This is a genomic window from Halomonas litopenaei (assembly GCF_017303055.1).
Lineage (GTDB): Bacteria > Pseudomonadota > Gammaproteobacteria > Pseudomonadales > Halomonadaceae > Halomonas > Halomonas litopenaei_A.
The window spans coordinates 181,460-203,818 of record NZ_JAEKJT010000005.1 but is presented as its reverse complement, the minus strand read 5'-3'; the positions used below and the strand labels follow the sequence as shown (position 1 = coordinate 203,818).

General features: G+C 60.7%; 17 protein-coding genes. 15 read left to right on the top strand and 2 right to left on the bottom strand.

The window, feature by feature from the left end:
- Window positions 1–15: 15 nt before the first annotated feature.
- From atpA to JF545_RS11010, 12 genes are all read left to right on the top strand, one after another.
- Entirely contained in the window at window positions 16–1,560 is a 1,545-nt protein-coding gene (gene atpA, locus JF545_RS11065; protein WP_206942062.1) for a F0F1 ATP synthase subunit alpha, read from the top strand.
- 77 nt (window positions 1,561–1,637) lie between these two features.
- Window positions 1,638–2,519, top strand: a complete 882-nt coding sequence (atpG, locus tag JF545_RS11060; RefSeq protein WP_206942061.1) for a F0F1 ATP synthase subunit gamma — start codon at window positions 1,638–1,640, stop codon at window positions 2,517–2,519.
- Between the two features lie 42 nt (window positions 2,520–2,561).
- Window positions 2,562–3,938 (top strand): F0F1 ATP synthase subunit beta, encoded by a 1,377-nt coding sequence (atpD, locus tag JF545_RS11055; protein ID WP_206942060.1) that lies wholly within the window; start codon window positions 2,562–2,564, stop codon window positions 3,936–3,938.
- A gap of 24 nt (window positions 3,939–3,962) precedes the next feature.
- On the top strand, window positions 3,963–4,388 hold the full coding sequence (locus tag JF545_RS11050) for a F0F1 ATP synthase subunit epsilon (protein WP_206942059.1): 426 nt from the start codon (window positions 3,963–3,965) through the stop codon (window positions 4,386–4,388).
- A 473-nt stretch (window positions 4,389–4,861) separates the two neighbouring features.
- On the top strand, window positions 4,862–6,214 hold the full coding sequence (gene mgtE, locus JF545_RS11045; protein ID WP_431606264.1) for a magnesium transporter: 1,353 nt from the start codon (window positions 4,862–4,864) through the stop codon (window positions 6,212–6,214).
- A gap of 210 nt (window positions 6,215–6,424) precedes the next feature.
- Window positions 6,425–7,222, top strand: coding sequence for an undecaprenyl-diphosphate phosphatase (locus JF545_RS11040; protein ID WP_206942057.1), 798 nt, complete (start codon window positions 6,425–6,427; stop codon window positions 7,220–7,222).
- 17 nt (window positions 7,223–7,239) lie between these two features.
- Window positions 7,240–8,337 carry an FAD:protein FMN transferase gene (locus JF545_RS11035; RefSeq protein WP_206942056.1) on the top strand — a complete coding sequence of 366 codons (1,098 nt, stop codon included), beginning with the start codon at window positions 7,240–7,242 and terminating at the stop codon, window positions 8,335–8,337.
- A gap of 138 nt (window positions 8,338–8,475) precedes the next feature.
- Entirely contained in the window at window positions 8,476–9,840 is a 1,365-nt protein-coding gene (glmU, locus tag JF545_RS11030) for a bifunctional UDP-N-acetylglucosamine diphosphorylase/glucosamine-1-phosphate N-acetyltransferase GlmU (RefSeq protein WP_206942054.1), read from the top strand.
- Window positions 9,841–9,902: 62 nt separating this feature from the next.
- Window positions 9,903–11,741 carry a glutamine--fructose-6-phosphate transaminase (isomerizing) gene (gene glmS, locus JF545_RS11025; protein ID WP_206942053.1) on the top strand — a complete coding sequence of 613 codons (1,839 nt, stop codon included), beginning with the start codon at window positions 9,903–9,905 and terminating at the stop codon, window positions 11,739–11,741.
- A 395-nt stretch (window positions 11,742–12,136) separates the two neighbouring features.
- Window positions 12,137–13,486 carry a DcaP family trimeric outer membrane transporter gene (locus tag JF545_RS11020; protein WP_206942052.1) on the top strand — a complete coding sequence of 450 codons (1,350 nt, stop codon included), beginning with the start codon at window positions 12,137–12,139 and terminating at the stop codon, window positions 13,484–13,486.
- A 405-nt stretch (window positions 13,487–13,891) separates the two neighbouring features.
- The gene (locus JF545_RS11015; protein ID WP_206942572.1) at window positions 13,892–14,722 is read left to right on the top strand and encodes a DUF72 domain-containing protein; all 831 of its coding nucleotides are present in this window, start codon (window positions 13,892–13,894) and stop codon (window positions 14,720–14,722) included.
- 304 nt (window positions 14,723–15,026) lie between these two features.
- Window positions 15,027–16,367, top strand: a complete 1,341-nt coding sequence (locus JF545_RS11010; protein WP_206942050.1) for a sodium-dependent transporter — start codon at window positions 15,027–15,029, stop codon at window positions 16,365–16,367.
- 403 nt (window positions 16,368–16,770) lie between these two features.
- Here the strand turns inward: JF545_RS11010 and JF545_RS11005 are convergent, their stop codons facing one another.
- Complete coding sequence (locus JF545_RS11005) at window positions 16,771–16,983, bottom strand: PA3496 family putative envelope integrity protein (protein ID WP_206942048.1); 213 nt, start codon at window positions 16,981–16,983, stop codon at window positions 16,771–16,773.
- Window positions 16,984–17,319: 336 nt separating this feature from the next.
- Between JF545_RS11005 and hexR the strand changes: the two genes are divergently transcribed.
- The 3 genes from hexR to JF545_RS10990 all read left to right on the top strand — a co-directional run bounded on the left by hexR (window position 17,320) and on the right by JF545_RS10990 (window position 21,761).
- Window positions 17,320–18,180 carry a transcriptional regulator HexR gene (gene hexR / locus JF545_RS11000; protein WP_206942046.1) on the top strand — a complete coding sequence of 287 codons (861 nt, stop codon included), beginning with the start codon at window positions 17,320–17,322 and terminating at the stop codon, window positions 18,178–18,180.
- A 115-nt stretch (window positions 18,181–18,295) separates the two neighbouring features.
- Window positions 18,296–20,500 carry a DNA helicase II gene (uvrD, locus tag JF545_RS10995; protein ID WP_206942571.1) on the top strand — a complete coding sequence of 735 codons (2,205 nt, stop codon included), beginning with the start codon at window positions 18,296–18,298 and terminating at the stop codon, window positions 20,498–20,500.
- Window positions 20,501–20,672: 172 nt separating this feature from the next.
- Window positions 20,673–21,761, top strand: coding sequence for a TRAP transporter substrate-binding protein (locus tag JF545_RS10990; protein WP_206942044.1), 1,089 nt, complete (start codon window positions 20,673–20,675; stop codon window positions 21,759–21,761).
- 58 nt (window positions 21,762–21,819) lie between these two features.
- On the opposite strand, the gene JF545_RS10985 is transcribed toward JF545_RS10990, so the two are convergent.
- Entirely contained in the window at window positions 21,820–22,218 is a 399-nt protein-coding gene (locus tag JF545_RS10985) for an acyl-CoA thioesterase (protein WP_206942570.1), read from the bottom strand.
- Window positions 22,219–22,359: the final 141 nt, after the last annotated feature.

Sequence of the window (22,359 nt, the reverse complement as noted above, 5' to 3'; positions counted from 1 at the left end):
TCTGAGGGACATGGCATGCAGCAACTGAATCCTTCCGAGATCAGCGACATCATCAAGCAGCGCATTGAGAAGCTTGACGTCGCATCCGAAGCCCGTAATCAGGGTACGATCGTCAGCGTGTCTGACGGTATCGTGCAGATTCACGGCCTCGCCGACGCAATGTTCGGTGAGATGATCGAATTCCCCGGCGGCATCTTCGGGATGACCCTGAACCTCGAGCGCGACAATGTCGGTGCCGTGGTCCTGGGTGATTACCTGCAGCTGGAAGAGGGCATGACTGCCCAGTGCACCGGCCGCATCCTCGAGGTGCCGGTGGGCCCCGAGCTGCGTGGTCGCGTGGTCGACGCCCTCGGTAACCCCATCGACGGCAAGGGCGACCTGGGCACCAAGGAAACCGACGCGGTCGAGAAGGTCGCGCCTGGCGTCATCACTCGTCAGTCCGTTGACGAGCCGATCCAGACCGGTTTCAAGTCCATCGACGCCATGGTGCCGATCGGCCGTGGTCAGCGTGAGCTGATCATCGGTGACCGCCAGATTGGTAAGTCGGCGATCGCCATCGATGCCATCATCAACCAGAAAGGCACTGGTGTTACCTGTGTCTACGTGGCTATCGGTCAGAAGCAGTCGACCATCGCCAACGTGGTGCGCAAGCTCGAAGAGCACGGCGCCATGGAGCACACCATCGTGGTTGCTGCCGGCGCCGCCGACCCGGCCCCGATGCAGTTCCTGGCCGCCTACTCCGGCTGCACCATGGGTGAGTACTTCCGTGACCGCGGCGAAGATGCCCTGATCGTCTATGATGACCTGTCCAAGCAGGCCGTGGCGTACCGCCAGGTGTCTCTGCTGCTGCGTCGTCCGCCGGGCCGTGAAGCCTTCCCTGGTGACGTCTTCTACCTCCACTCTCGCCTGCTCGAGCGTGCCGCTCGCGTGAACGCCGACTATGTCGAGAAGTTCACCAATGGTGAAGTGAAGGGCAAGACGGGCTCGCTGACTGCTCTGCCGATCATCGAGACCCAGGCCGGTGACGTGTCTGCGTTCGTTCCGACCAACGTGATCTCCATCACCGACGGTCAGATCTTCCTCGAGACCGACCTGTTCAACTCGGGTATCCGTCCGGCCATCAACGCTGGTCTGTCGGTATCTCGTGTGGGTGGTTCTGCTCAGACCAAGATCATCAAGAAGCTCGGCGGCAGCGTCCGTCTGGCGTTGGCCCAGTACCGCGAGCTCGCGGCCTTCTCCCAGTTCGCCTCCGACCTGGACGAAGCGACCCGCAAGCAGCTCGAGCACGGTCAGCGCGTCACTGAGCTGATGAAGCAGAAGCAGTACTCGCCGATGTCGGTTGCCGAGATGGCCATCTCTCTGTTTGCCGCCAACGAAGGCTTCCTCGATGACGTCGACGTCAACAAGGTGCTGGACTTCGAGCATGCGCTGCATGAGTACATGAAGTCCGAGCATGGCGCCTTGATCGACAAGATCAACGAGTCCGGCGACTACAACGACGAGATCAAGGACGGCCTGAAGCAAGGTCTCCAGAAGTTCAAGTCTTCTCAGAGCTGGTAAGCGCCCTCTGGCCCGCCTGACGGCGGGCCAGCTGGTCGAACAGGATTCTGAGGGTCACCGAACAAGGGTAGATCGCCATGGCAGTCGGAAAAGAGATTCGCACGCAGATTGCGAGCATCAAGAACACGCAGAAGATCACCAATGCGATGCAGATGGTGGCGGCGTCGAAGATGCGCAAGACCCAGGAACGGATGTCGGCAAGCAAGCCTTATGCCGAACAGATCCGTTACGTGGTGGGTCATCTCGCCCAGGCCAACCCGGAGTACAAGCATCCGTGGATGGAAGAGCGTGAGGCCAAGCGCGTCGGTTACATCGTCGTCTCCAGCGATCGCGGTCTCTGCGGCGGCTTGAACGTCAACCTGTTCAAGGCGACGGTCAAGGATGCCCAGGCATGGCACGAGAAGGGCGCTGAGCTCGACTTCTGTGCCCTTGGCAGCAAGGCCAGCAGCTTCTTCCGCAAGTATGGTGGAAGTCTGGTCGCGGCCAAGAGCGGCCTCGGCGAGTCGCCGAGTCTTGATGATCTGATCGGTAGCGTGAAGGTGATGCTGGATGCCTACGATGCAGGCAATCTGGATCGTCTTTACGTCGTGCACAACGAATTCGTCAACACCATGACCCAGAAGCCGGTCGTCCGTCAGCTGCTTCCGCTGACCGAGGACACCGCCAAGGTCGAGGATGACGACGAGAACAAACGTCCCAACAGTTGGGACTACCTGTATGAGCCGGATGCCAAGGCGCTGCTCGACAGCCTGCTCGTGCGCTACGTTGAAGCGCAGGTGTATCAGGCAGTGGTCGAGAACACAGCGTGCGAGCAGGCGGCACGCATGGTTGCCATGAAGAGCGCGACCGACAACGCGGGCAACCTCATCGATGATCTGGAGCTGGTGTACAACAAGGCCCGTCAGGCGGCCATTACCCAGGAAATCTCCGAGATCGTTGGCGGTGCCGCCGCTGTTTAAAGGTATGCAGGTTTCATTTGCAGGTTTTAGAGAGGAACCAAGATGAGCGGACGTATCGTACAAATCATCGGCGCGGTGATTGACGTAGAGTTTCCGCGGGACGACGTGCCCAAGGTCTACGACGCGCTGAAGGTCTCCGACAAGGAAACCATCCTCGAAGTCCAGCAGCAGCTGGGTGACGGCGTGGTGCGCTGCATCGCCATGGGCTCTACCGAAGGGCTCAAGCGCGGCATGAACACCGAGAACACCGGTGCGGCAATTTCTGTTCCGGTGGGCCAGGAAACCCTGGGCCGGATCATGAACGTGCTGGGCGAGCCGATCGATGAAGCGGGTGACATCGGCGAGCAGGAACGTATGCCGATCCACCGCGGAGCTCCGGGCTATGCGGACCAGGCAGCGACCAACGAACTGCTCGAGACGGGTATCAAGGTCATCGACCTGGTGTGTCCGTTTGCCAAGGGCGGTAAGGTCGGTCTGTTCGGCGGTGCCGGTGTCGGCAAGACCGTCAACATGATGGAACTGATTCGTAACATCGCCACCGAGCACAGCGGTTACTCCGTGTTTGCCGGTGTTGGTGAGCGTACTCGTGAAGGTAACGACTTCTATCACGAGATGCAGGAATCCAACGTTCTCGACAAGGTGGCACTGGTCTATGGCCAGATGAACGAGCCGCCCGGCAACCGTCTGCGCGTCGCGCTGACCGGTCTGACCATCGCCGAGAAGTTCCGTGACGAAGGTCGTGACGTTCTGCTGTTCGTCGACAACATCTATCGTTACACCCTGGCCGGTACTGAAGTATCCGCACTGCTCGGCCGTATGCCGTCTGCGGTGGGTTATCAGCCGACGCTGGCCGAGGAGATGGGCGTTCTGCAGGAGCGTATCACCTCCACCAAGACGGGCTCCATCACCTCCGTCCAGGCCGTCTACGTGCCTGCGGATGACTTGACCGATCCGTCTCCGGCCACCACCTTCTCGCACCTGGATGCCACGGTCGTACTGGCGCGCTCCATCGCCGAGCTGGGTATCTACCCGGCCATCGACCCGCTGGACTCCACCTCTCGCCAGCTCGATCCGCTGGTCGTGGGCGACGAGCACTACAACGTGGCTCGCGGTGTGCAGGGCGTGCTCCAGCGTTACAAGGAGCTCAAGGACATCATCGCCATCCTGGGGATGGACGAGCTGTCCGACGAAGACAAGCAGATCGTGGCACGGGCGCGTAAGATTCAGCGCTTCCTGTCGCAGCCGTTCTTCGTTGCTGAGGTCTTCACCGGCTCCCCGGGCAAGTACGTGTCCCTGAAGGAAACCATTCGTGGCTTCCAGGGCATCCTTGACGGCGAGTACGACGAGCTGCCCGAGCAGGCCTTCTACATGGTCGGCACCATCGACGAGGCCGTCGAGAAAGCCAACCAGATGAAGTAATCCCTCTAACCGGGAGACGTCATCATGACGAAAACCATCCAATGCGAGATCGTCAGTGCCGAAGGCTCGGTCTACTCCGGTAGCGCCGAGCAGGTGGTGGCGGCTGGCATCCTGGGGGATCTTGGTATCCTGGCCGGCCACACGCCGCTGCTGACCGAGTTGGCACCTGGTCCCGTGCGCGTGCTCAACGAAGGTCGCGAGGAGAACTACTACGTCTCCGGCGGTTTTATCGAAGTGCAGCCCGAGAAGGTGATCGTGCTGGCTGATACAGCGGTTCGCGCATCCGATCTGGATGAGGCGTCCGCCGAGGAGGCGCGCAAGCAGGCCCTGAAGGCCATGGAAGACAAGTCTGCGGAAATGGATTACACCCGTGCCGCAGCGGAGCTTTCCGAGGCCATGGCTCAGCTGCGTACCATCCAGCAGCTGCGTCGCAAGGCTGGCAAGAGCTAACCGCTCGCGCCCCGGCAAGCAAGCCCCCGCCCCCCGAGTGGTCTCCACTCGGGGGGCGTTTTTTTGCTGGGTTGGGCGGTCGCCGCCAGGGTGACTGACGGAGCGGCGGCTGGAGCAGGGCACGAAGGGCGACGAGACGGCTTATGCGCAGTCCTTGCTCATGATCCGTGCCGGTAGATCTGCGTTGCTGGAGCGCTTTTGTCACGAGAGCGTGGCATCATATCGACTTTCGTTTAATGCTCTGGGGCAGCATGCCTCCCGGCAGGTGCTGACAGCATGGCGAGTCCTCCAAGACGGCCGTGTCGCCGATCATGTCACGGCTCATGCCACTGCCCTTGCCACCGAGCACGCTGGTTGAAGCATGTTGCCACGCCCCGGGTCTGCGCATAGGCCGCACGGCACGTCGCAGCGCCACATTCAGGCCTCTTTCTGTCACGCCCAAGGAGACGCCCATGACATTGACTGCTCCCTTGATGCAGCACCAGCAGGCCCTATTGGCGGCCCTGGCGCAAGGTGACAGTGAGGCGCTGGACGCGCGCTTGCCTCAGATACGGTCGGCTGATCTGGCGGATATCCTCGAGCAGATGCTGGAAGATGAGGCCCAGGTGGATAGCGCCTTGGCGCTGCTCAAGAGCCTGCCCATGGAGCGCCAGGCCAGCGTCTTTGGACACCTGCCGAACGATGCCCAGGATGAAATGGCGGGGCGGGTGGAGGATGCCTGGCTGTCGCGCATCCTCGACAAGATGGGGTCCGATGAGCGAGCCGATCTGTTCAAGGTGCTGGGAGACGACCGCAAGGAGGCACTGCTGCGCCGCATGGCCAGGCGTGAGCGGGAAGCGTTGAAGCGCCTTGCGAGCTACGAAGAGGGCACCGCTGGTGCGCTGATGACCGCGGATTACGTGGCGATCCCGATGGGACTCACGGTCTCTAGAGCCATGATGAGGGTGCGCCAGACCGCCCCCGACGCGGAAACCGTGTATCAGCTGTACGTAGTGGATGAACAGGGGCGTCTGGCAGGCACCATGTCGTTGCGTCAGCTGATGGTGGCACGGCCCCAGGCGACCATCGATGAACTGATGATACGTGACGTCATCAGCATCAATGTGGATGCCGAGCAGGAGGAGGTCGTGCGGGTGGTGGCACGCTACGACCTGCTGGCCCTGCCGGTGATTGATGGCGACGCGCGGCTGGTGGGTATCGTGACCCACGACGACGCGCTGGATGTGGTCGAGTCCGAGGCCACCGAGGATATCCATAAGGGGATGTCCATCGGCCAGCTTGAGGGCGGGGTTTCGCGAGTGCCGTTGTGGAGCCTCTATCGCAAGCGGGTCACCTGGCTGGTGCTGTTGGTGTTCGGTAACCTGTTTTCTGGCGCTGGTATCGCCCATTTCGAGGACACCATCGCGGCTCAGGTGACCCTGGTGTTTTTTCTGCCGCTGCTGATTGGCAGTGGCGGGAATGCCGGTGCCCAGGCCGCCACCTTGATGGTACGTGGCATGGCGACCGGCGATGTGGGGATCAAGGACTGGGGCAAGCTGCTGGGGCGAGAGTTGCTGGTCGCGGGATCGCTCGGTCTGACCATGGCGCTGGCGGTGGCCCCCATCGGCGTGATGCGGGGCGGTGAGGCGGTTGCCATGGTGGTCGCCATCAGCATGATCTGCATCGTGCTGTTTGGCAGCCTGCTGGGCATGTGCCTGCCGTTCGTGCTGGACCGCCTGGGCTGGGATCCAGCGACGGCCTCTGCTCCGCTGGTGACCACCTTGATCGATGCCTCCGGTGTGGTCATCTACTTCTCGATTGCCGCCCTGATACTGACAGGCTCTTGATGGCCGTCTTGCCGGGAGCTCTGCCTCATCTTCCAGCGTGTGAACGGTGGTGACGCGCCAACAGCACGGTAGGTTGTCGGTGGTTGACCCAGGTGGGGAAAACGCTGCCCGTGGGCTCCGCTTCAAGGCTCTGGGCGGACATCCGGCGCGGCGGCGTGTATGCTCTTGCACGCGTTTGCCTGTCACCCTTTCATGCTTACGGGTTATCCGATGGATTGGCTACAGATAGTTGTACTTTCCCTGGTTCAGGGAATTTCAGAGTTCCTCCCCGTCTCCAGCTCCGCTCACTTGATTCTGGTTCCGGTGTTCAGCGATTGGCCCGATCAAGGACTGGCCTTTGATGTCGCTCTGCATCTGGGGAGTCTGGCGGCCGTGCTCATCTACTTTCGTGATGACATCCAGCGCATGATCTTGAGCTGGTGCAGAAGTGTCGCTGGCCGTGGCACCGATCAGGACGGCAAGCTCGCCTGGTGGGTCATCCTTGCCACGATTCCCGTCGGCGTGGCAGGCCTCCTGTTCAAGGACATCATTGAACAGTACGCGCGCTCCCCCATGGTGCTGGCATTCGGTTTGATCGCCTTTGGTCTGTTGCTGGGTCTGGCTGACTGGCGCTTCCGTGGGTCCCGCAGTGAATATCAGCTGAGCTGGAAAGACGCCCTGTGGATTGGCATCGGTCAGGCGTTGGCGCTGATCCCGGGTACCTCGCGTTCCGGCATTACCATTACCGTAGCGCTGTTGCTTGGCATGGGCAGAGAGGCCGCGGCACGCTTTTCCTTTTTGCTGTCGATTCCGGTCATCATCCTGGCTGGCGGGCTGGAAGCCTGTGAGCTGCTGCAGTCCGGTATCGATGTGCACTGGGGAGATCTGGCGATAGGCACCTTGCTGTCCGGCGTCAGCGCCTATCTGTGCATCCACTTCTTTTTGTCATTCATCAAGCGTATCGGCATGCAGCCTTTCGTCGTCTATCGCGTGCTGCTGGGCATCGCGCTGATCTGGCTGTTTGGTTGATGCTCAAGGAGGCCCCCATGATCAGCGCCAAGACTGTGCGACGTTGCTGGCTTTTGCCTGTGCTTGCATCACTGTTGATCGGTTGCAGCGATGAGCCCGACACCACCACGTCGGCGGTGACCCTGGAAGGCGACATCTTTGGCACCTTTTACCAGATCACCGTGGCGGATCCGCTGACCGAACAGCAGCTGGAAGAGATCGAGCAGGGCGTGCTCGACGAAATGCACGATGTCGATGCTTCCATGTCGACCTGGCGGGATGACTCCGAGCTCAGTGCCTTCAATCAGGCCCCGTTGGCTCAGTGGCAGCCGATCTCCGACGAGTTCATGGAGGTCCTGGCCATCAGCCAGTCGGTCAGCCAGCAAAGTCACGGTGCGTTCGATGTGACCGTCGGCAGTCTGGTCAATTTGTGGAGTTTCGGTCCTGAAGCCGAACCCGAACAGATTCCCGATGAGGCGGTGCTGCAGCAGCGCCTGGCCGAAGTTGGCATGGATGCCCTCGAGATTGATACCGACACTGCCCAGGCCAGACGCCTGCGCGACGTCTATGTGGACCTTTCCGGCGTCGCCAAGGGGTTTGCCACGGATGAAGTGGCGGCGTTTCTCGACCGCCAGGGCATTGCCAACTACCTGGTCAACCTGGGCGGCGAGGTCAAGGTGAAAGGCCACCGTGACGGTGGTGATGGCCTATGGCGCATCGGTATCGAGGTACCCGAGAACGGCACTCCCAAGGCACAGCATGTGGTCGGTCTGGACGATATCTCGGTAGCCACCTCAGGCGACTATCGCCATTACTTCGAGGTGGATGGCAAGCGCTATTCCCACACCATCGATCCGCGCACTGGACGTCCGATCACCCATCGCCTGGCGTCGGTCAGCGTGGTGCATCCCTCCAACGCCTGGGCAGATGCCTGGGCCACCGCCATCAGCGTGATGGGCGAGCGGGAGGGCATGCAGGCGGCGATTGCCGCGGAGCTGCCGGTCGTCATGCTGGTACGTCAAGGCGAGGGATGGGAGAGCTGGGTCAGTCCCGCCTTCGTCGAGCGGTTTGGCAGTGATGTCGTCGACAAGCTTGGTCTCAAGGTAGTGTCCCAGGACGACATCCCGCTAGAATAGAAACACTGTTCGCAAGAAGGCGCGACCTGGCGCTGACCAGACTATGCTGTCTCAAGGGCAGCGGTCCCTGCTGGTCAAGGTCATGGCGTTCTGGTCCGTCCGGATCTTTTTCTCTCCTCTACACGACAAGGAGTCACAATGAGCCTCGATGTGGTGATTCTGGCCGCCGGACAAGGCACCCGCATGCGCTCCAGCCTGCCCAAGGTACTGCATACCCTGGCTGGAAAGCCGATGGTGCGTCACGTGGTGGACACTGCGTCGGGACTTGGCGCACAGCGTACCCACGTGGTCATCGGACACGGCGGTGAGCGGGTGCGCGAGGCGCTGGCCGATACAGGAGTGGGATTCGCCCATCAGGCGGAACAGAAAGGGACCGGACATGCCGTGGCCCAGGCGCTGGGACAACTGGGAGATGGCAAGGTCCTGGTGCTGTATGGCGATGTGCCGCTGATTCGTCGCGATACGCTGACGTCATTGCTCACCCAGGTGAATGATCACAGCATGGGCCTTTTGACGGTCACTCTGGAAGATCCCAGCGGCTACGGACGCATCGTGCGCGATGAGCAGGACAATGTCGTGGCCATCGTCGAGCAGAAGGATGCCAACGACGAGCAACTTGCGATCCGTGAGTGCAACACCGGCATCATGGCCATGACCAGTGCGCAGTTAAAGCGCTGGCTGCCCGAGCTGTCCTCCGACAATGCACAGGGTGAGTACTACCTCACCGATGTGATTGCCATGGCGGCTGCCGAGGGTGTCCGCGTTGCTACCGCTCAGCCGTCGCGTCCGATCGAGGTGGAAGGCGTCAACAACCGGTCTCAGATGGCCCGGCTCGAGCGTGCCCACCAGCACAGCATCGCCGAGTCATTGATGGCCAGTGGTGTGGCCCTGGCCGACCCTGCACGACTCGATGTGCGTGGGCGTCTGAGCTGCGGTCACGATGTCTTTATCGACGTAGGCTGCGTGTTCGAAGGCGAGGTTGAGCTGGGCGAAGGCGTGCGGATTGGACCCTACACGGTGATTCGTAACAGTCACATTGGTGCCGAAAGCGTGATTGAGGCGCATAGCACCATTGATGGCGCCGTATTGGCGGGACTCAATCAGGTCGGCCCCTTCGCCCGGCTGCGTCCTGGCTCGCGACTGGCGGTCAAGGCCAAGGTGGGCAACTTCGTCGAGACCAAGAATGCCGAGGTCGGAGAAGGCAGCAAGATCAACCACTTGAGTTATGTGGGCGACGCTCGCCTGGGCCGTGAGGTAAATATCGGTGCAGGTACCATTACCTGCAACTATGACGGTGCCAACAAGCATCGTACCGAGATCGGCGATGCCGCCTTTATCGGTTCCAATTCAGCGCTGGTGGCGCCGGTCAGTGTCGGTGAGGGGGCGACGGTAGGCGCTGGCTCGACCATCAGCCGAGACGTGGCCGATCACAGCCTGGCGGTGACCAGGGCACGCCAGATTGCCAAGGCCAACTGGCCGCGGCCGTCCAAGGACGATGAGTGAGGGTGTCCGTGCCCTGATGCGTAGCTGCTGTAAATCATGATGTTTTTCAAGGAGTGACCCCTATGTGTGGCATCGTCGCCGCGGTTGCCCAGCGCAACGTACAGAATATCTTGCTCGAGGGACTCAAGCGCCTCGAGTATCGCGGCTACGATAGCGCCGGAATGGCGGTGCGAAGCCCCATGGGTAGCCTCGATCGTCAACGTGCCGTGGGCAAGGTAGCGGCCCTGGAAGAACGCCTGCAGGCGACGGGCTTGCCCGGTCACAGTGGCATCGCCCACACCCGCTGGGCGACCCACGGCCGTCCCAGCGAGCCCAACGCACATCCTCACCAGTCCCGGGACCGCCTGGCGGTGGTGCATAACGGCATCATCGAGAACCATGAGTCGCTGCGCCAAGAGCTCAGCGATCAGGGCTATCAGTTCGAATCCGAGACTGACACCGAAGTCATCGCCCATCTGCTGGAGCGCGAGTCGCGCCGCGACGGCAATCTCTTGAGTGCGTTTCAGCGGGTTGTCGCCGGGCTGGATGGTGCTTACGCGCTGGCGGTCATGGCGGTGAATGAGCCGGGGGTCGTGGTGGGAGCGCGCAAGGGCAGCCCTCTGGTGGTGGGGGTCGGTATCGACGAGGCGTTCCTGGCCTCTGATCCGCTGGCGCTGTTGCCCGTCACCGATCGCTTCATCTACCTGCTTGAGGGTGATGTGGTCAGGCTGTCGGGTGACGGTCAGATTGAGCTGTTTGATGCCGACGGCGTTGCGGTTCAGCGTGAGATCCACACCTTCGAGCACGGTGATGGAGCGGCCAGCAAGGGCGCCTACCGTCACTTCATGCTCAAGGAGATTCACGAGCAGCCGGAGGTGATCGCCGCCGCTCTGGAAGGGCGTCTGGGGGATCGCAGCGTGCTGGTGGAAAGTTTCGGTCCCGATGCCGAGCGCCTGTTCAAGGACGTTCGCCAGATTCACATCGTGGCCTGTGGTACCAGCTACCATGCGGGAATGGTGGCGCGGTACTGGCTGGAGCGCTACACCAATGTGCCCGTGCAGGTGGAGGTGGCGTCCGAGTATCGCTACCGTCAGGTAGTGGTTCCCCAAGGTACCCTGTTCGTGACGCTCTCCCAGTCGGGGGAGACGGCGGATACCCTGGCCGCCATGCGCTTTGCCATGCAGCAGCAGAACTACCTGGGTAGCCTGGGGATCTGTAACGTGCCGGGGAGTTCGCTGGTACGTGAGGCCGACCTGACCCTGATGACCCAGGCGGGTCCCGAGATCGGCGTGGCCTCTACCAAGGCCTTCACCACCCAGCTGACGGCGCTGATGCTGTTTGCGCTGGCGCTGGGACGGGTGCGTGGCATGGACGAGAGCGAGCAGGCCGAGATCGTCGATGCGCTCCGTTCGCTGCCCACCCTGTGCAGCCAGGTACTGGGTCTCGACCGGGACATCGAGGCCATGTCCATGGCCTTTGCCGAAAAGCATCATGCGCTGTTCCTGGGCCGTGGTGCCCACTTTCCCATCGCCCAGGAAGGTGCGCTCAAGCTCAAGGAAATCTCCTATATTCACGCCGAGGCCTATCCGGCGGGCGAGCTCAAGCATGGCCCGTTGGCACTGGTGGACAGCGACATGCCGGTGATCTCGGTAGCCCCCAACGACGAGCTGCTCGACAAACTCAAGTCCAACTTGCAGGAAGTCAGGGCAAGGGGCGGAGAGCTGTATGTCTTCGCTGACGAGAACGTGGGTCTGCATGAAAGTGACGGTATCCGCGTCCTGCATCTGCCCCATGTGCATGATGCCTTGGCGCCGATCCTCTACACCCTGCCACTGCAGCTGCTGTCCTACCACGTGGCGGTACTCAAGGGCACCGATGTGGATCAGCCGCGCAACCTGGCCAAGTCGGTGACCGTGGAATAGCCACGGGGCCAGCGGTAAGCCACAAGAGTGGTTCTCTACCATAGACAAGCGACGGCGCCGAACACTCAGTGTTCGGCGCCGTCGCTTCGAGACCTCGTCAACGCTGCCGCATCCGCTGCACAATACCCTTCGACATGTGTGCAATGGCGTGCATTGCGAACTGCTGCGGTGCAGAAAATGTGTCTTTGGCGTAAGGCTAGTTCCCTGAAAAAAGGGATAAAATCCTCTCTAGTGTGCCAATAGATACCATTATGTGCTTAGCCTTATTGAGCACATAATCAAACACCATGGATGCATCTTCGTTCCTATAGTCGCTTATCAAGCGCTTGTGATGTTGGCCGGTAGCGGTGAAGCCCATCTCCTGAGCCTATAACGATAACGACCGAGGACTGGCGATGATCAGACGATGCTCCAGCGGCCCCTTACGCTCCCCTGTCATGCTCTCTCCTGTGGTGCTCTCGGCTGCCATGCTGACCGGCGTTCCTGTGCTCGCCATGGTGCCTATGAAGGCCGTTGCCCAGACCACCATGCAGGAACTCAACGAGCTAAAGGCCCAGATCGAACTGCTGAAACAGCAGCAACAGGCGGCGATGGCGCTGGTCGAGCAGCAGCAGGCCCAGATCGACAGCCTGATCAGCCAACAGACCCATATGCAGCATGAGGTGGCCGAGGTCAGCGACAGCGTGGTCAGGCGCACCGACGACGGCGACTTTCTGGTGGGCGAGACGACGGTGGCCATCGGTGGCTATATCAAGGCCCAGGCGGCCTTCTCCGACAACGGTTTGAGCGACGGCAAGGCCAACGAGACGGTGACGGCGGGGCTGTTGCGTGCCACCGATGATGACAAGGACAATCGGGTCAGCCTCAGTGCTCGTGAAACACGCTTCAATATTGGCACCTCCACGCCGGTGGGGGGCGATACCATGAACACCTTCATCGAGATGGACTTCTACGGTGCCGACGATGAAGCCAACGAATTTGTGTCCAACTCCTACGCCCCCAGGTTGCGGCACGCTTACTTGAGCTGGGGAAACTGGCTGGCCGGCCAGACCTGGTCGACCTTCATGGACGTGAAGGGACTCGGGGAGCTGGACGCCTTCAGTACCCATACGGGCTCCATCTTTGTGCGACAGCCTCAGCTCCGTTACACCTACCCGCTGGACTGGGGCAATCTACAATTCGCGGTGGAGAACCCTGAGGATGGCGACGACGACCAGGACACCCCGGATATGGTGGCCCGAGTCAACGTGGATCAGGACTGGGGACATGTCTCTGCGGCCACCGTCGTCCGACGCTTCAGCCTGGACGATGCCGAGGATGACGACAGTCGCTGGGGGGCTGGTTATAGCCTGACCGGGCGTTTCCCGGTGTTCGAAAAAGATGACCTTATGCTCCAGGCCAACTACGGCAACCTGGGGCGTTACATGGCCCTGGGTGCCTATCCCAACGCCAAGGTCGAGGATGGACAGCTCAAGATGGTCGAGTCCTGGGGGGCGTCCGCCATCTATCGGCACTACTGGACCGACACCTTGCGCTCGAGCGTTGCCTACTCGGCCACGGAACTCGACAGCCATGGCAGCGGTAATGATACGGACAGCTACGACAGCGTTTTTCTCAACCTGATGTGGTCTCCCTTCGCCAATACCACTCTGTCCGCGGAGTACCAGCGCTACGACCTGGACGAGGTCGACGGGGACACCTTCGATCTAGACCGCGTGCAGCTCTCTGCCAAGTACGACTTCTAGACAAGATTCCACCCTCGATGGCGCACCACGATGTATCCAACGGAGACCAGGGGGGCATGCAACCGTGAGAAAGCTGTCATGAAGAGCCGTCATCGCGGATGGCGGCCGGTCTCGGTAGATAAGGCTTTGTCCGAAAAGTCGACGAGCGAAGGTTAGACAAGGCAAAAATCGGTGAGAAAGCGCAATTTACGAGGTGTAAATGAGCATTTTGACCGGGCTGGCGTACCAGCTGATTTTTAACGCCGTATCACCAAGCGCAGGCACTTTTCGTGCAAGCCCTAGGGAGCTCGCGCTGTCGCCGGACGATAATAGGTTGGGGTGGTATCCTGTCGCCCCTGATGGCTCGGCGAGAGCAAGACCTTGTGTGAATCTCCACCTGAACGCCCGCTGCATATCGGCTTGCCCATGTGGGCGAATCCCGACTGGCGAGGCGGGCTTTATCCCCCCCATGCTGGTCGCGACGGATGGTTGTCAGACTACGCCGAAGTATTCAATGCGGTGGAGGGCAACACGACCTTCTACAGCGGTACGCCTAGACCTGACACCGTAGATGCCTGGTCGCGGCAGGCGCCTGCGGGCTTTCGTTTCTGCTTCAAGCTGCCCCAGCGACTGACCCACGGCAAGCGACTCAGGCAGGTGGGGCAAGAGGTGGAGGCATTCCTGGAGGCGTTGGCGCCTCTTCGGGACAGGCTTGGGCCCGCCATGATCCAGCTACCGCGAGACTTCGGTCCGGACGAAATCCCGGCACTGGCGCAGACGCTCGAGGACTGGCCGTCCGACTACCCCTGCGCGGTGGAGCTGCGACACAGTGAGTTTTTCCACAAGGGGACCGCTGAACGGGATATCAACGCGCTGTTGATAAGTCATGGTGTCGATCGCGTCATGCTCGACGTGCGGCCGCTGTTTTCAGGCCCATCGATGGACCATCCCGGGCTGATCCAGGCAAGGCGCGAAAAGCCAAGACGCCCACTACATGTGCTCTCCACAGCAAATTTTCCTGTCATTCGTTACATCGGGCATCTTGACAAGGACGTAAATGAGCACTATTTCGCGCCCTGGGTACGGCAGCTATGCCTGTGGATAAAACAGGGGAAAACCCCTTTCCTGTTTGTGCATACCGCTGACAATCGTCAGGCCCCAGAACTGGCTAGAGTGCTCTACGCCAGAATCGCAAGGGAAATGGGGTGGCCAGAACTCTGCGCTTTCCCCGGAGATCGACAGAATCTGCTGCTTTGACCAATGTTGGCTGGCGTTTGTTGGTGTCATACGCTAGTTTGGTCGGCTGTTCGTCACTTGCCATGGGCCAGGGCGGCCGTCGCCTTACCTCGGACGACGACCCACCTGAACCCAACGGTCTCGACCAGCGCCCAACCGGCGTTGGGGAAGAGTGTTGTGCCGGCAGTGATCCTGCTGACATCCGTCAGACCCCTTGATTATCGGTAGTACCGTGACCCGGGCTATCGAGGACGTGGCGACTACAAACACAACGCCGTCATTGCATCCGATCGATCAATGACGACACGTATCCTCAGGGTGATTTATGTCCAAGACTACACATGCGCAGTGGTCATCGCGCCTGTCCTTCATTCTTGCTGCTACCGGCTCGGCCGTTGGTCTCGGTAACATCTGGAAGTTTCCTTATATGGTGGGCGAGAGTGGCGGTGCCGCCTTCGTTCTTGTCTACCTTCTGTGTATTGGCCTGATTGGCCTGCCTATTCTGGTGACCGAGTGGATGATCGGTCGGCGTGGGCAAAGCAACCCGGTCAATGCCATGGCCAGCGTGGCCAAGCAGGCCGGTCAGCCCAAGATCTGGGCATTGGTGGGTATCTCCGGTGTGATCGGTGCCTTCCTTATCCTGTCGTTCTACAGCGTGATCGGCGGTTGGTCCCTGTACTACACCCTGGGTAGCGTCACTGGCGACTTCAGCGGTCAGGATGCCGACGGCATCGGCGCCCTGTTCGGTGGCATGCTGGCGAGTCCTGGTCTGCTGCTGCTTTGGCACTCCATCTTCATGTTGCTGGTGATCGGCATCGTGGCGCGGGGCGTCACCAAGGGCCTGGAAGGTGCGGTCAATGTACTGATGCCCGCGCTGGCGCTGCTGCTGGTCGTGCTGGTGGGTTATGGCATGACCACTGGCCACTTTGGCGAAGCGCTCAACTACCTGTTCAATCCAGATTGGTCAGCGCTGAACGGCGAAGTGGTGCTGGCAGCTCTGGGACATGCCTTCTTCACGCTGTCTCTGGGCATGGGCATCATGATTGCCTATGGCTCTTACCTGGGCGAAAAGGTGGATCTGATCAAGACCGCTCGCACCGTCGTTATCATGGATACCGTGATCGCACTGGGCGCTGGCCTGGCCATCTTCCCCATCGTGTTCGCCAATGAGCTTGACCTTGCCTCTGGTCCCAGCCTGATCTTCGTTACCTTGCCTCTGGCCTTCGGTAACATGGGTGGCGGCTTGATTCTTGGCCTGATGTTCTTCCTGTTGTTGACCTTTGCGGCCCTGACATCGGCCATTTCGCTGCTGGAGCCGGTGGTGGAATTCGTGGAAGAGCGTACGCCCCTGTCGCGTTCGGCCTCGACCGTCGTCGCCGGTATCGGTGCCTGGGCGCTGGGCATTGCCGCGCTGTTGTCGTTCAACCTGTGGAGCGAGCCGGTACTGTTTGGCCTTGGCGTTTTCGATCTGCTCGATAAACTGACCAGCAAGTTCATGCTGCCGTTGACCGGTCTCGGCGCCATTGTGTTCGCTGGCTGGTTCCTCAGCCGCGAGGGTGTCGCAGAAGATCTGGGCCTATCCGGCGGCAAGGAAATGGTGTGGGTGGCTCTCACCCGTGTTGTCGCGCCCATCGGCGTTATCGTGGTGTTTATCTCGAGCCTGTAAGCCGCTCGTCAGATCGGCGTCGCTGTGGCGTCGATCGACTCAGTGCTTCCAAGACCCGGCCTTGTGCCGGGTCTTGGCGTTTTCGCCGATCTCTTTCGATGCCTGTTGTGCATTGTGCGGCTAAAGGCACATCGCAAGCGCATCGAGCCGCGTTTGGCCAGGGCTCGGGTTAACTGGGCTTTGGTTAACTGGGCTCTGTTTAATCTGGGCTCGAGCTGGGCAGGGGGCGTCGTGAGTAGGGGGGAGACGCTGCTACGCCCATTTTTTAGGGCGGAGCCGATCACCTGCCCTCATGGCGGGGCAAGATGGGGAATGGCATGCCCAGAGAGGACGTTGCCATTCATTGGCGTCAGGCAGGAACGTCGGTGGTGGCAGGCCTGCCTGAGCTGATGAGACTGTCTGGCTAGTGCATTTCGTCTTCGTTGCCGTCTTCCGGCAATTCGGCGATGTCTTCAGAAAGGCGCTTGAATTCGCGATGCAGCTCGATGCCGCGGCGGGCCCTGAGGTTACGCTGGGCCGCGCTACGGGAGCGCTTCTCGTGTTCGGCGACTTCCATGCTCATGAAGATGTCGAGGAGTTCACTCTTTACGGAGGTTAACCGTTCGACATTACGCATGATCGACTCTCCTATGCAGTGAATGTGCCGGCATCCAGGACGCTGCGCGACACTGCCCTTTTACTATACCCCAGTTGACAAAAAGATGACGGTGTGGGTGTCAATTCTGCAACGCTCTGCCAACGCTTGAGAAAAAAGTGCCTTTGTTCAAACCATTGGCCTCTATCAGGGGGATGTCGATTGGTTGGGCAATCCTCGCCGGCATCGGGCATACTGGAATGCAACACCGGCCCGACAGCCATGGAGCTGTATGTCATGCTGCCATGCACGATGTCGGGCGGGACAAGGCTCAAGGCCTGCTACCTCGGGGCCTCCCGTCAGTCAAAGGAGTAAAGGGTGAGTCGCGCGCTGTTTGATGAAATGCGACGTCGCATGGAACACTTCCGGCGGTCAGAGCAGAAGGTGGCACGCTTCGTTCTGCGTAACCCCGATGAAGTTATCCACATGCGTATCGTCGATCTTGCCACAGAGGCAAAGGTCAGCGAGCCCACGGTCGTGCGCTTCTGTCGCGCACTTGGCTGTGACGGGTTTCAGGATTTCAAACTGAAGCTAGCGCAGATGCTGGCGTCAGGTAGCCAGTTCGCTCAATTCTCGATGAATGACAGCGACTCCGTGGCCGAATTCTCCCACAGCATCTTCGACTCGACGGTGGGCACCCTGCTGTCGATTCGCGATCGCCTGGACAATGATGCGTTGAACAGGACCATCAACGCGCTGGCCATGGCCAATCGTGTCGAGTTCTATGGTTTCGGCGCGTCTGGTGCAGTGGCCTTCGATGCGCAGCACAAGTTCTTCCGGCTGCAGATTTCTACCGCTGCCTATGCCGACCCCCATATGCAGAACATGTCGGCGGTGACGCTCAAGGAAGGCGACGTGGTGGTGGCCATTTCCCAGACCGGGCGTACCCGCGCCCTGGTCGCCAGCGTCAAGCTGGCACGGGAGGCGGGAGCCACCGTGGTCGGCCTTTGCCCGAGCGGATCGCCGCTGGCGGATGAGGTAGACCTGCCGCTGTTTATCGATGTGCTCGAAGACACAGAAATTTATACGCCGATGAGCTCGCGGATTGCGCACCTGGTGCTGATCGACGTGTTGGCGGTAGGTGTCGCCAAGACCCGAGGTCCCAAGTTGGCCGAACAGCTCAAGGCGGTAAAGCGAAGCCTGAACCCGTTGCGTTACCCCGAATCCGACTCATCTTGACGCGCACAAGCGGAGACTGACGACCCGCGCCTTGGGGTCGATGGTCTGCTGTCCTTTTATCCAGCATCGCTATGGTAGACTGGGCGCCCACTTTCTCTCCAGCGGTGCCTTCTCCATGGACGACGTCACGGCGATCATTGACGGCCTCAATTCGGCGCAGCACGAGGCGGTATGCGCTCCTCAGGGCAACATGCTGGTGCTCGCCGGCGCGGGCTCCGGCAAGACCCGCGTGCTGGTGCATCGTATCGCCTGGCTGATGCAGGCCGAGGGGCTGTCACCCTACGCCGTACTGGCGGTGACCTTCACCAACAAGGCCGCCAGGGAGATGCGCACGCGTCTTGAGGCCCTTCTGGGACTCTCGCTGAGGCATGTCTGGGTGGGCACCTTCCACTCGATTGCCCACCGCTTGCTGCGTACTCACTGGCAGGATGCTCGTCTGCCCCAGCACTTCCAGATCATCGATTCCGATGATCAACTGCGTCTGATCAAACGCCTGTTGAAAGATAACCAGGTCGACGACGAGCGTTTCCCGCCGCGCCAAGTGCAGTCCTTCATCGGTGGTTGCAAGGAAGAAGGGCTTCGGCCACACCAGGTACGTACCAACGGCGACGCCTATGTCGAGCAGATGGTATCGCTTTACGACATCTATCAGTTGACCTGTGAACGTGGTGGTCTGGTCGATTTTGGTGAGCTGTTGCTGCGCAGCCTGGAGCTCTTGCGTGACAATCCTGCATTGCTGGCCCATTACCAGGAACGCTTTGCCCATGTGCTGGTGGATGAGTTCCAGGACACCAACACCTTGCAGTACGCCTGGTTGAAGCTTCTTACTGGGCAGCGCACGCCGATGACGGTGGTGGGTGATGACGATCAGTCGATCTACGGTTGGCGTGGGGCCAAGGTGGAGAACATCCGTCGCTTCGAGCAAGAGTTTGCGGATACCAAGACCGTCCGACTCGAACAGAACTATCGCTCTACCAGCGCCATCCTTGATGCGGCCAACGCGCTGATCAAGCAGAACTCTGATCGCATGGGCAAGGAGCTGTGGACGGCTGGCAGTCGCGGCGAACCCATTTCCGTGTATGCCGGTTTCAATGATATGGAAGAGGCACGCTTTATCGTCGATACCATCAAGGAAAAGGTCGATGAAGGGTTCCAGCGCCAGGAAGTGGCCATTCTGTATCGCTCCAATGCTCAGTCTCGAGTGATCGAGGAGACCTTGATTCGCCAGGGCATGCCGTATCGCATCTACGGGGGGCAGCGGTTCTACGAGCGCCTTGAGATCAAGAACGCCTTGGCATATCTGCGCCTTTTGCTGAACCGTGACGATGACGCGTCCCTGGAACGCGTCATCAATGTGCCCGCTAGAGGTATCGGTACGCGCACGGTAGAGGGGTTGCGCGATCGTGCGCGCCGCGCGCAGGTATCGCTGTGGCAGTCCATCCATGACACCCTGGCCGACGGCTCTCTCAAGGGGCGTGCCGCCAACGCCGTGACGGCATTTGCCGATCTGATCGAAGGTCTCGACAATGACACCTCGGGGATGGCGCTTCACGAGATCATCGCCCACGTTAACCAGCGCACGGGACTGATTGACCACCACCTCAGCGAGAAGGGCGAGAAGGGCCAGGCTCGAGTCGAGAACCTGGAAGAACTGATCAATGCCGCGCGGGCGTTCTCCCAGGGCGAGACATTGGATACCGTGGAGGCTGGCGAGGGCATGGTGGCGCTCGAGGCCTTTCTGGCCGAGGCGGCGCTCAACGCTGGCGAGCACGAGGCCGACGAATTCGAAGACAGCGTGCAGCTGATGACGTTGCACTCCGCCAAGGGGTTGGAGTTCCCGGTGGTATTTATTGCGGGAGTCGAAGAGGGGCTGTTTCCCCACCGCATGTCCCTGGAAGAGCCCGGCCGCCTCGAGGAAGAGCGCCGACTCTGCTACGTCGGGGTGACCCGGGCGATGAAGAAGCTGTATCTGACCCATGCCGAGATTCGCCGCATGCATGGCAAGGAAACCTTTCAGCGGCCGTCACGTTTCCTGCGCGAGTTGCCCGAGTCGCTGCTGGAGGAAGTGCGTCTTCGCGGCCAGGTATCGCGTCCCGTCAGCGCGCGGCCAACGCCGCCACGCTTTGCCCAGTCCGGTGTCGAGGCCAGCGGTGACCTGCCTGCACTGTCATTGGGGCAGCGGGTTCGCCACCCGGTATTTGGTGAGGGCGTCATCCTCAATGCAGAAGGTGAGGGGGAGCGTGCCCGGGTGCAGGTCAGCTTCGAAGGCCACGGGGATAAATGGCTGGTGCTCGGGTTTGCCAAGCTCGAGGCGCTGTAGCCCACTGCCGTCTTTGCCAGCTGCGCTCTTGAGCGCAGCGTCTCAGGCCTGGCTTGCAGGCTAATTTCTCTTTCCCGCATACTTCCCGGCGGACACCACGCCGGGGAGAGCAGCCTTCGACCCTGCTGCTTTGATGCCGGCGTCGACATAACACGCTTCAGGAGCTCGCCCCATGGAACGCCGTTCCTTTCTCAAGACCGCCGGCCTCGGCGCTGCAGGCGTCGCCGCCGCCCCCTTTGTCAGCACCGCCAGTGCCCAGGAAACCATTACCTGGAACATGGTCACCTCCTGGCCCAAGAACTTCCCCGCATTGGGAACCGGTGCCAATGACCTGGCCGAGCGGATTGAGCGGATGTCCGGCGGGCGCATGAAAGTTAGGGTTCACGGTGCAGGCGAGATGGTGCCGGCCATGGAAGTCTTTGACGCAGTGTCTCAGGGCACCGCCGAAATGGGACATTCCGCTTCCTATTACTGGCGTGGCAAGGTGGCGGCATCCCAGTTCTTTACCGCCGTGCCATTCGGCATGACCACCACCGAGACCAACGCCTGGCTTTACAACGGCGGTGGTCAGGAATTGTGGGACGAGCTGTATGCCGGGCATAACCTCAAGCCATTTGCGGTGGGCAATACCGGGACCCAGATGGCAGGCTGGTTCAAGAAGGAGATCAACTCACTGGAAGATATGCAGGGGCTCAAGCTGCGTCTGCCCGGTCTTGCCGGTGAAGCCATGTCAGGCATCGGGGTCACCACGCTGACGATTCCCGGCAGCGAGATTTTCACTTCGCTGCAGACCGGTGTGCTCGATGCTGCAGACTGGGTCGGACCGTACAACGACTTGGCCTTTGGTCTGCACCAGGTCGCGGATTTCTACTATACCTCTGCCTGGAACGAGCCGAGTGCCATCCTTGAGGGGACGGTCAATCTGGATGCCTGGAACGCGCTTCCCGACGACCTCAAGGCCATCGTGACCGAGGCGGCGAGAGCCTCCAACCTGGCGATGATCAGTGAATTTGCCTTCCGCAATGCCGAAGCCCTGGACGCGTTGGTCAATGAGCACGGCGTGCAGCTGCGTGCCTTCCCTGACGACGTGATCTCGGCGTTGCACGAATCGTCGGAGCAGGTATTGCAGAAGCAGGTGGACAGTGACGAGGCGTCTGCGCGCATCTACGAGTCATATCGCAACTTCCAGGCCCAGGTGCGCAAGTTCTCGGATGTGGGCGAGTTTGCCTATCTCAAGGCGCGGGACAACGTGCTGTCTTGATGTCTGAACGCCCGGGCAACGGTGGACGAGTGCCGTTGCCCGGTGGCAGGCCGCCGGATCAAGCATGCACGCCTCGGATGCGGCCATTGTCGTCCAGTGCCACCAGCACGTGGCGTGCTTCGGTGACCTTGTGGAGGTCGTCCTCGCTGTCGTGAGCTGTACGAACCCATACCTCCACATCAATCTTGATCGAACTGTGGCCAATATCACCGACCTGGGTGTAGACGCAGACCAGAGAGCCCACACGCACCGGGCAGAGAAAGTCCATTCCCTCGATCGCCACGGTGGCGGTTCGTCCCCGTGCCTCTTGGCTGGCGGTCCACTCTGCGGCCTGGTCCATCAGGCGGGCTAACCAACCAGCGGGAATGTCACCGTGCGCGTTGGTGTCCTGGCGAGTCGCCGCGAGCTTCAAGGTCAGTTGACCCTTTGGCACAGGAACGTCATCGACTTCGGTCATCATGATGAGTGGCATCCGGCGTGAGTTGTTGTCATCGCTGACGTTCGCAAGCAAACGCCATCGTCGCTGACGTCATGAAACCACCCCGGAGCGATATACTCCACCGTTCGTGCGTTACCCTGCAGGGACGTCGCGCCGAGG

What these genes read in the sequence shown, in the direction of transcription:
- JF545_RS11050 (WP_206942059.1), top strand. Translation starts at nt 3,963, where the DNA reads ATGACGAAAACCATCCAATGCGAGATCGTCAGTGCCGAAGGCTCGGTC.
- JF545_RS11035 (WP_206942056.1), top strand. Translation starts at nt 7,240, where the DNA reads ATGATCAGCGCCAAGACTGTGCGACGTTGCTGGCTTTTGCCTGTGCTT.
- uvrD (WP_206942571.1), top strand. Translation starts at nt 18,296, where the DNA reads ATGGACGACGTCACGGCGATCATTGACGGCCTCAATTCGGCGCAGCAC.
- JF545_RS11040 (WP_206942057.1), top strand. Translation starts at nt 6,425, where the DNA reads ATGGATTGGCTACAGATAGTTGTACTTTCCCTGGTTCAGGGAATTTCA.
- JF545_RS11005 (WP_206942048.1), bottom strand. Translation starts at nt 16,983, where the DNA reads ATGCGTAATGTCGAACGGTTAACCTCCGTAAAGAGTGAACTCCTCGAC.
- glmS (WP_206942053.1), top strand. Translation starts at nt 9,903, where the DNA reads ATGTGTGGCATCGTCGCCGCGGTTGCCCAGCGCAACGTACAGAATATC.
- atpG (WP_206942061.1), top strand. Translation starts at nt 1,638, where the DNA reads ATGGCAGTCGGAAAAGAGATTCGCACGCAGATTGCGAGCATCAAGAAC.
- JF545_RS10990 (WP_206942044.1), top strand. Translation starts at nt 20,673, where the DNA reads ATGGAACGCCGTTCCTTTCTCAAGACCGCCGGCCTCGGCGCTGCAGGC.
- JF545_RS10985 (WP_206942570.1), bottom strand. Translation starts at nt 22,218, where the DNA reads ATGACCGAAGTCGATGACGTTCCTGTGCCAAAGGGTCAACTGACCTTG.
- mgtE (WP_431606264.1), top strand. Translation starts at nt 4,862, where the DNA reads ATGCAGCACCAGCAGGCCCTATTGGCGGCCCTGGCGCAAGGTGACAGT.
- atpA (WP_206942062.1), top strand. Translation starts at nt 16, where the DNA reads ATGCAGCAACTGAATCCTTCCGAGATCAGCGACATCATCAAGCAGCGC.
- atpD (WP_206942060.1), top strand. Translation starts at nt 2,562, where the DNA reads ATGAGCGGACGTATCGTACAAATCATCGGCGCGGTGATTGACGTAGAG.
- JF545_RS11010 (WP_206942050.1), top strand. Translation starts at nt 15,027, where the DNA reads ATGTCCAAGACTACACATGCGCAGTGGTCATCGCGCCTGTCCTTCATT.
- glmU (WP_206942054.1), top strand. Translation starts at nt 8,476, where the DNA reads ATGAGCCTCGATGTGGTGATTCTGGCCGCCGGACAAGGCACCCGCATG.
- JF545_RS11020 (WP_206942052.1), top strand. Translation starts at nt 12,137, where the DNA reads ATGATCAGACGATGCTCCAGCGGCCCCTTACGCTCCCCTGTCATGCTC.
- JF545_RS11015 (WP_206942572.1), top strand. Translation starts at nt 13,892, where the DNA reads ATGTGGGCGAATCCCGACTGGCGAGGCGGGCTTTATCCCCCCCATGCT.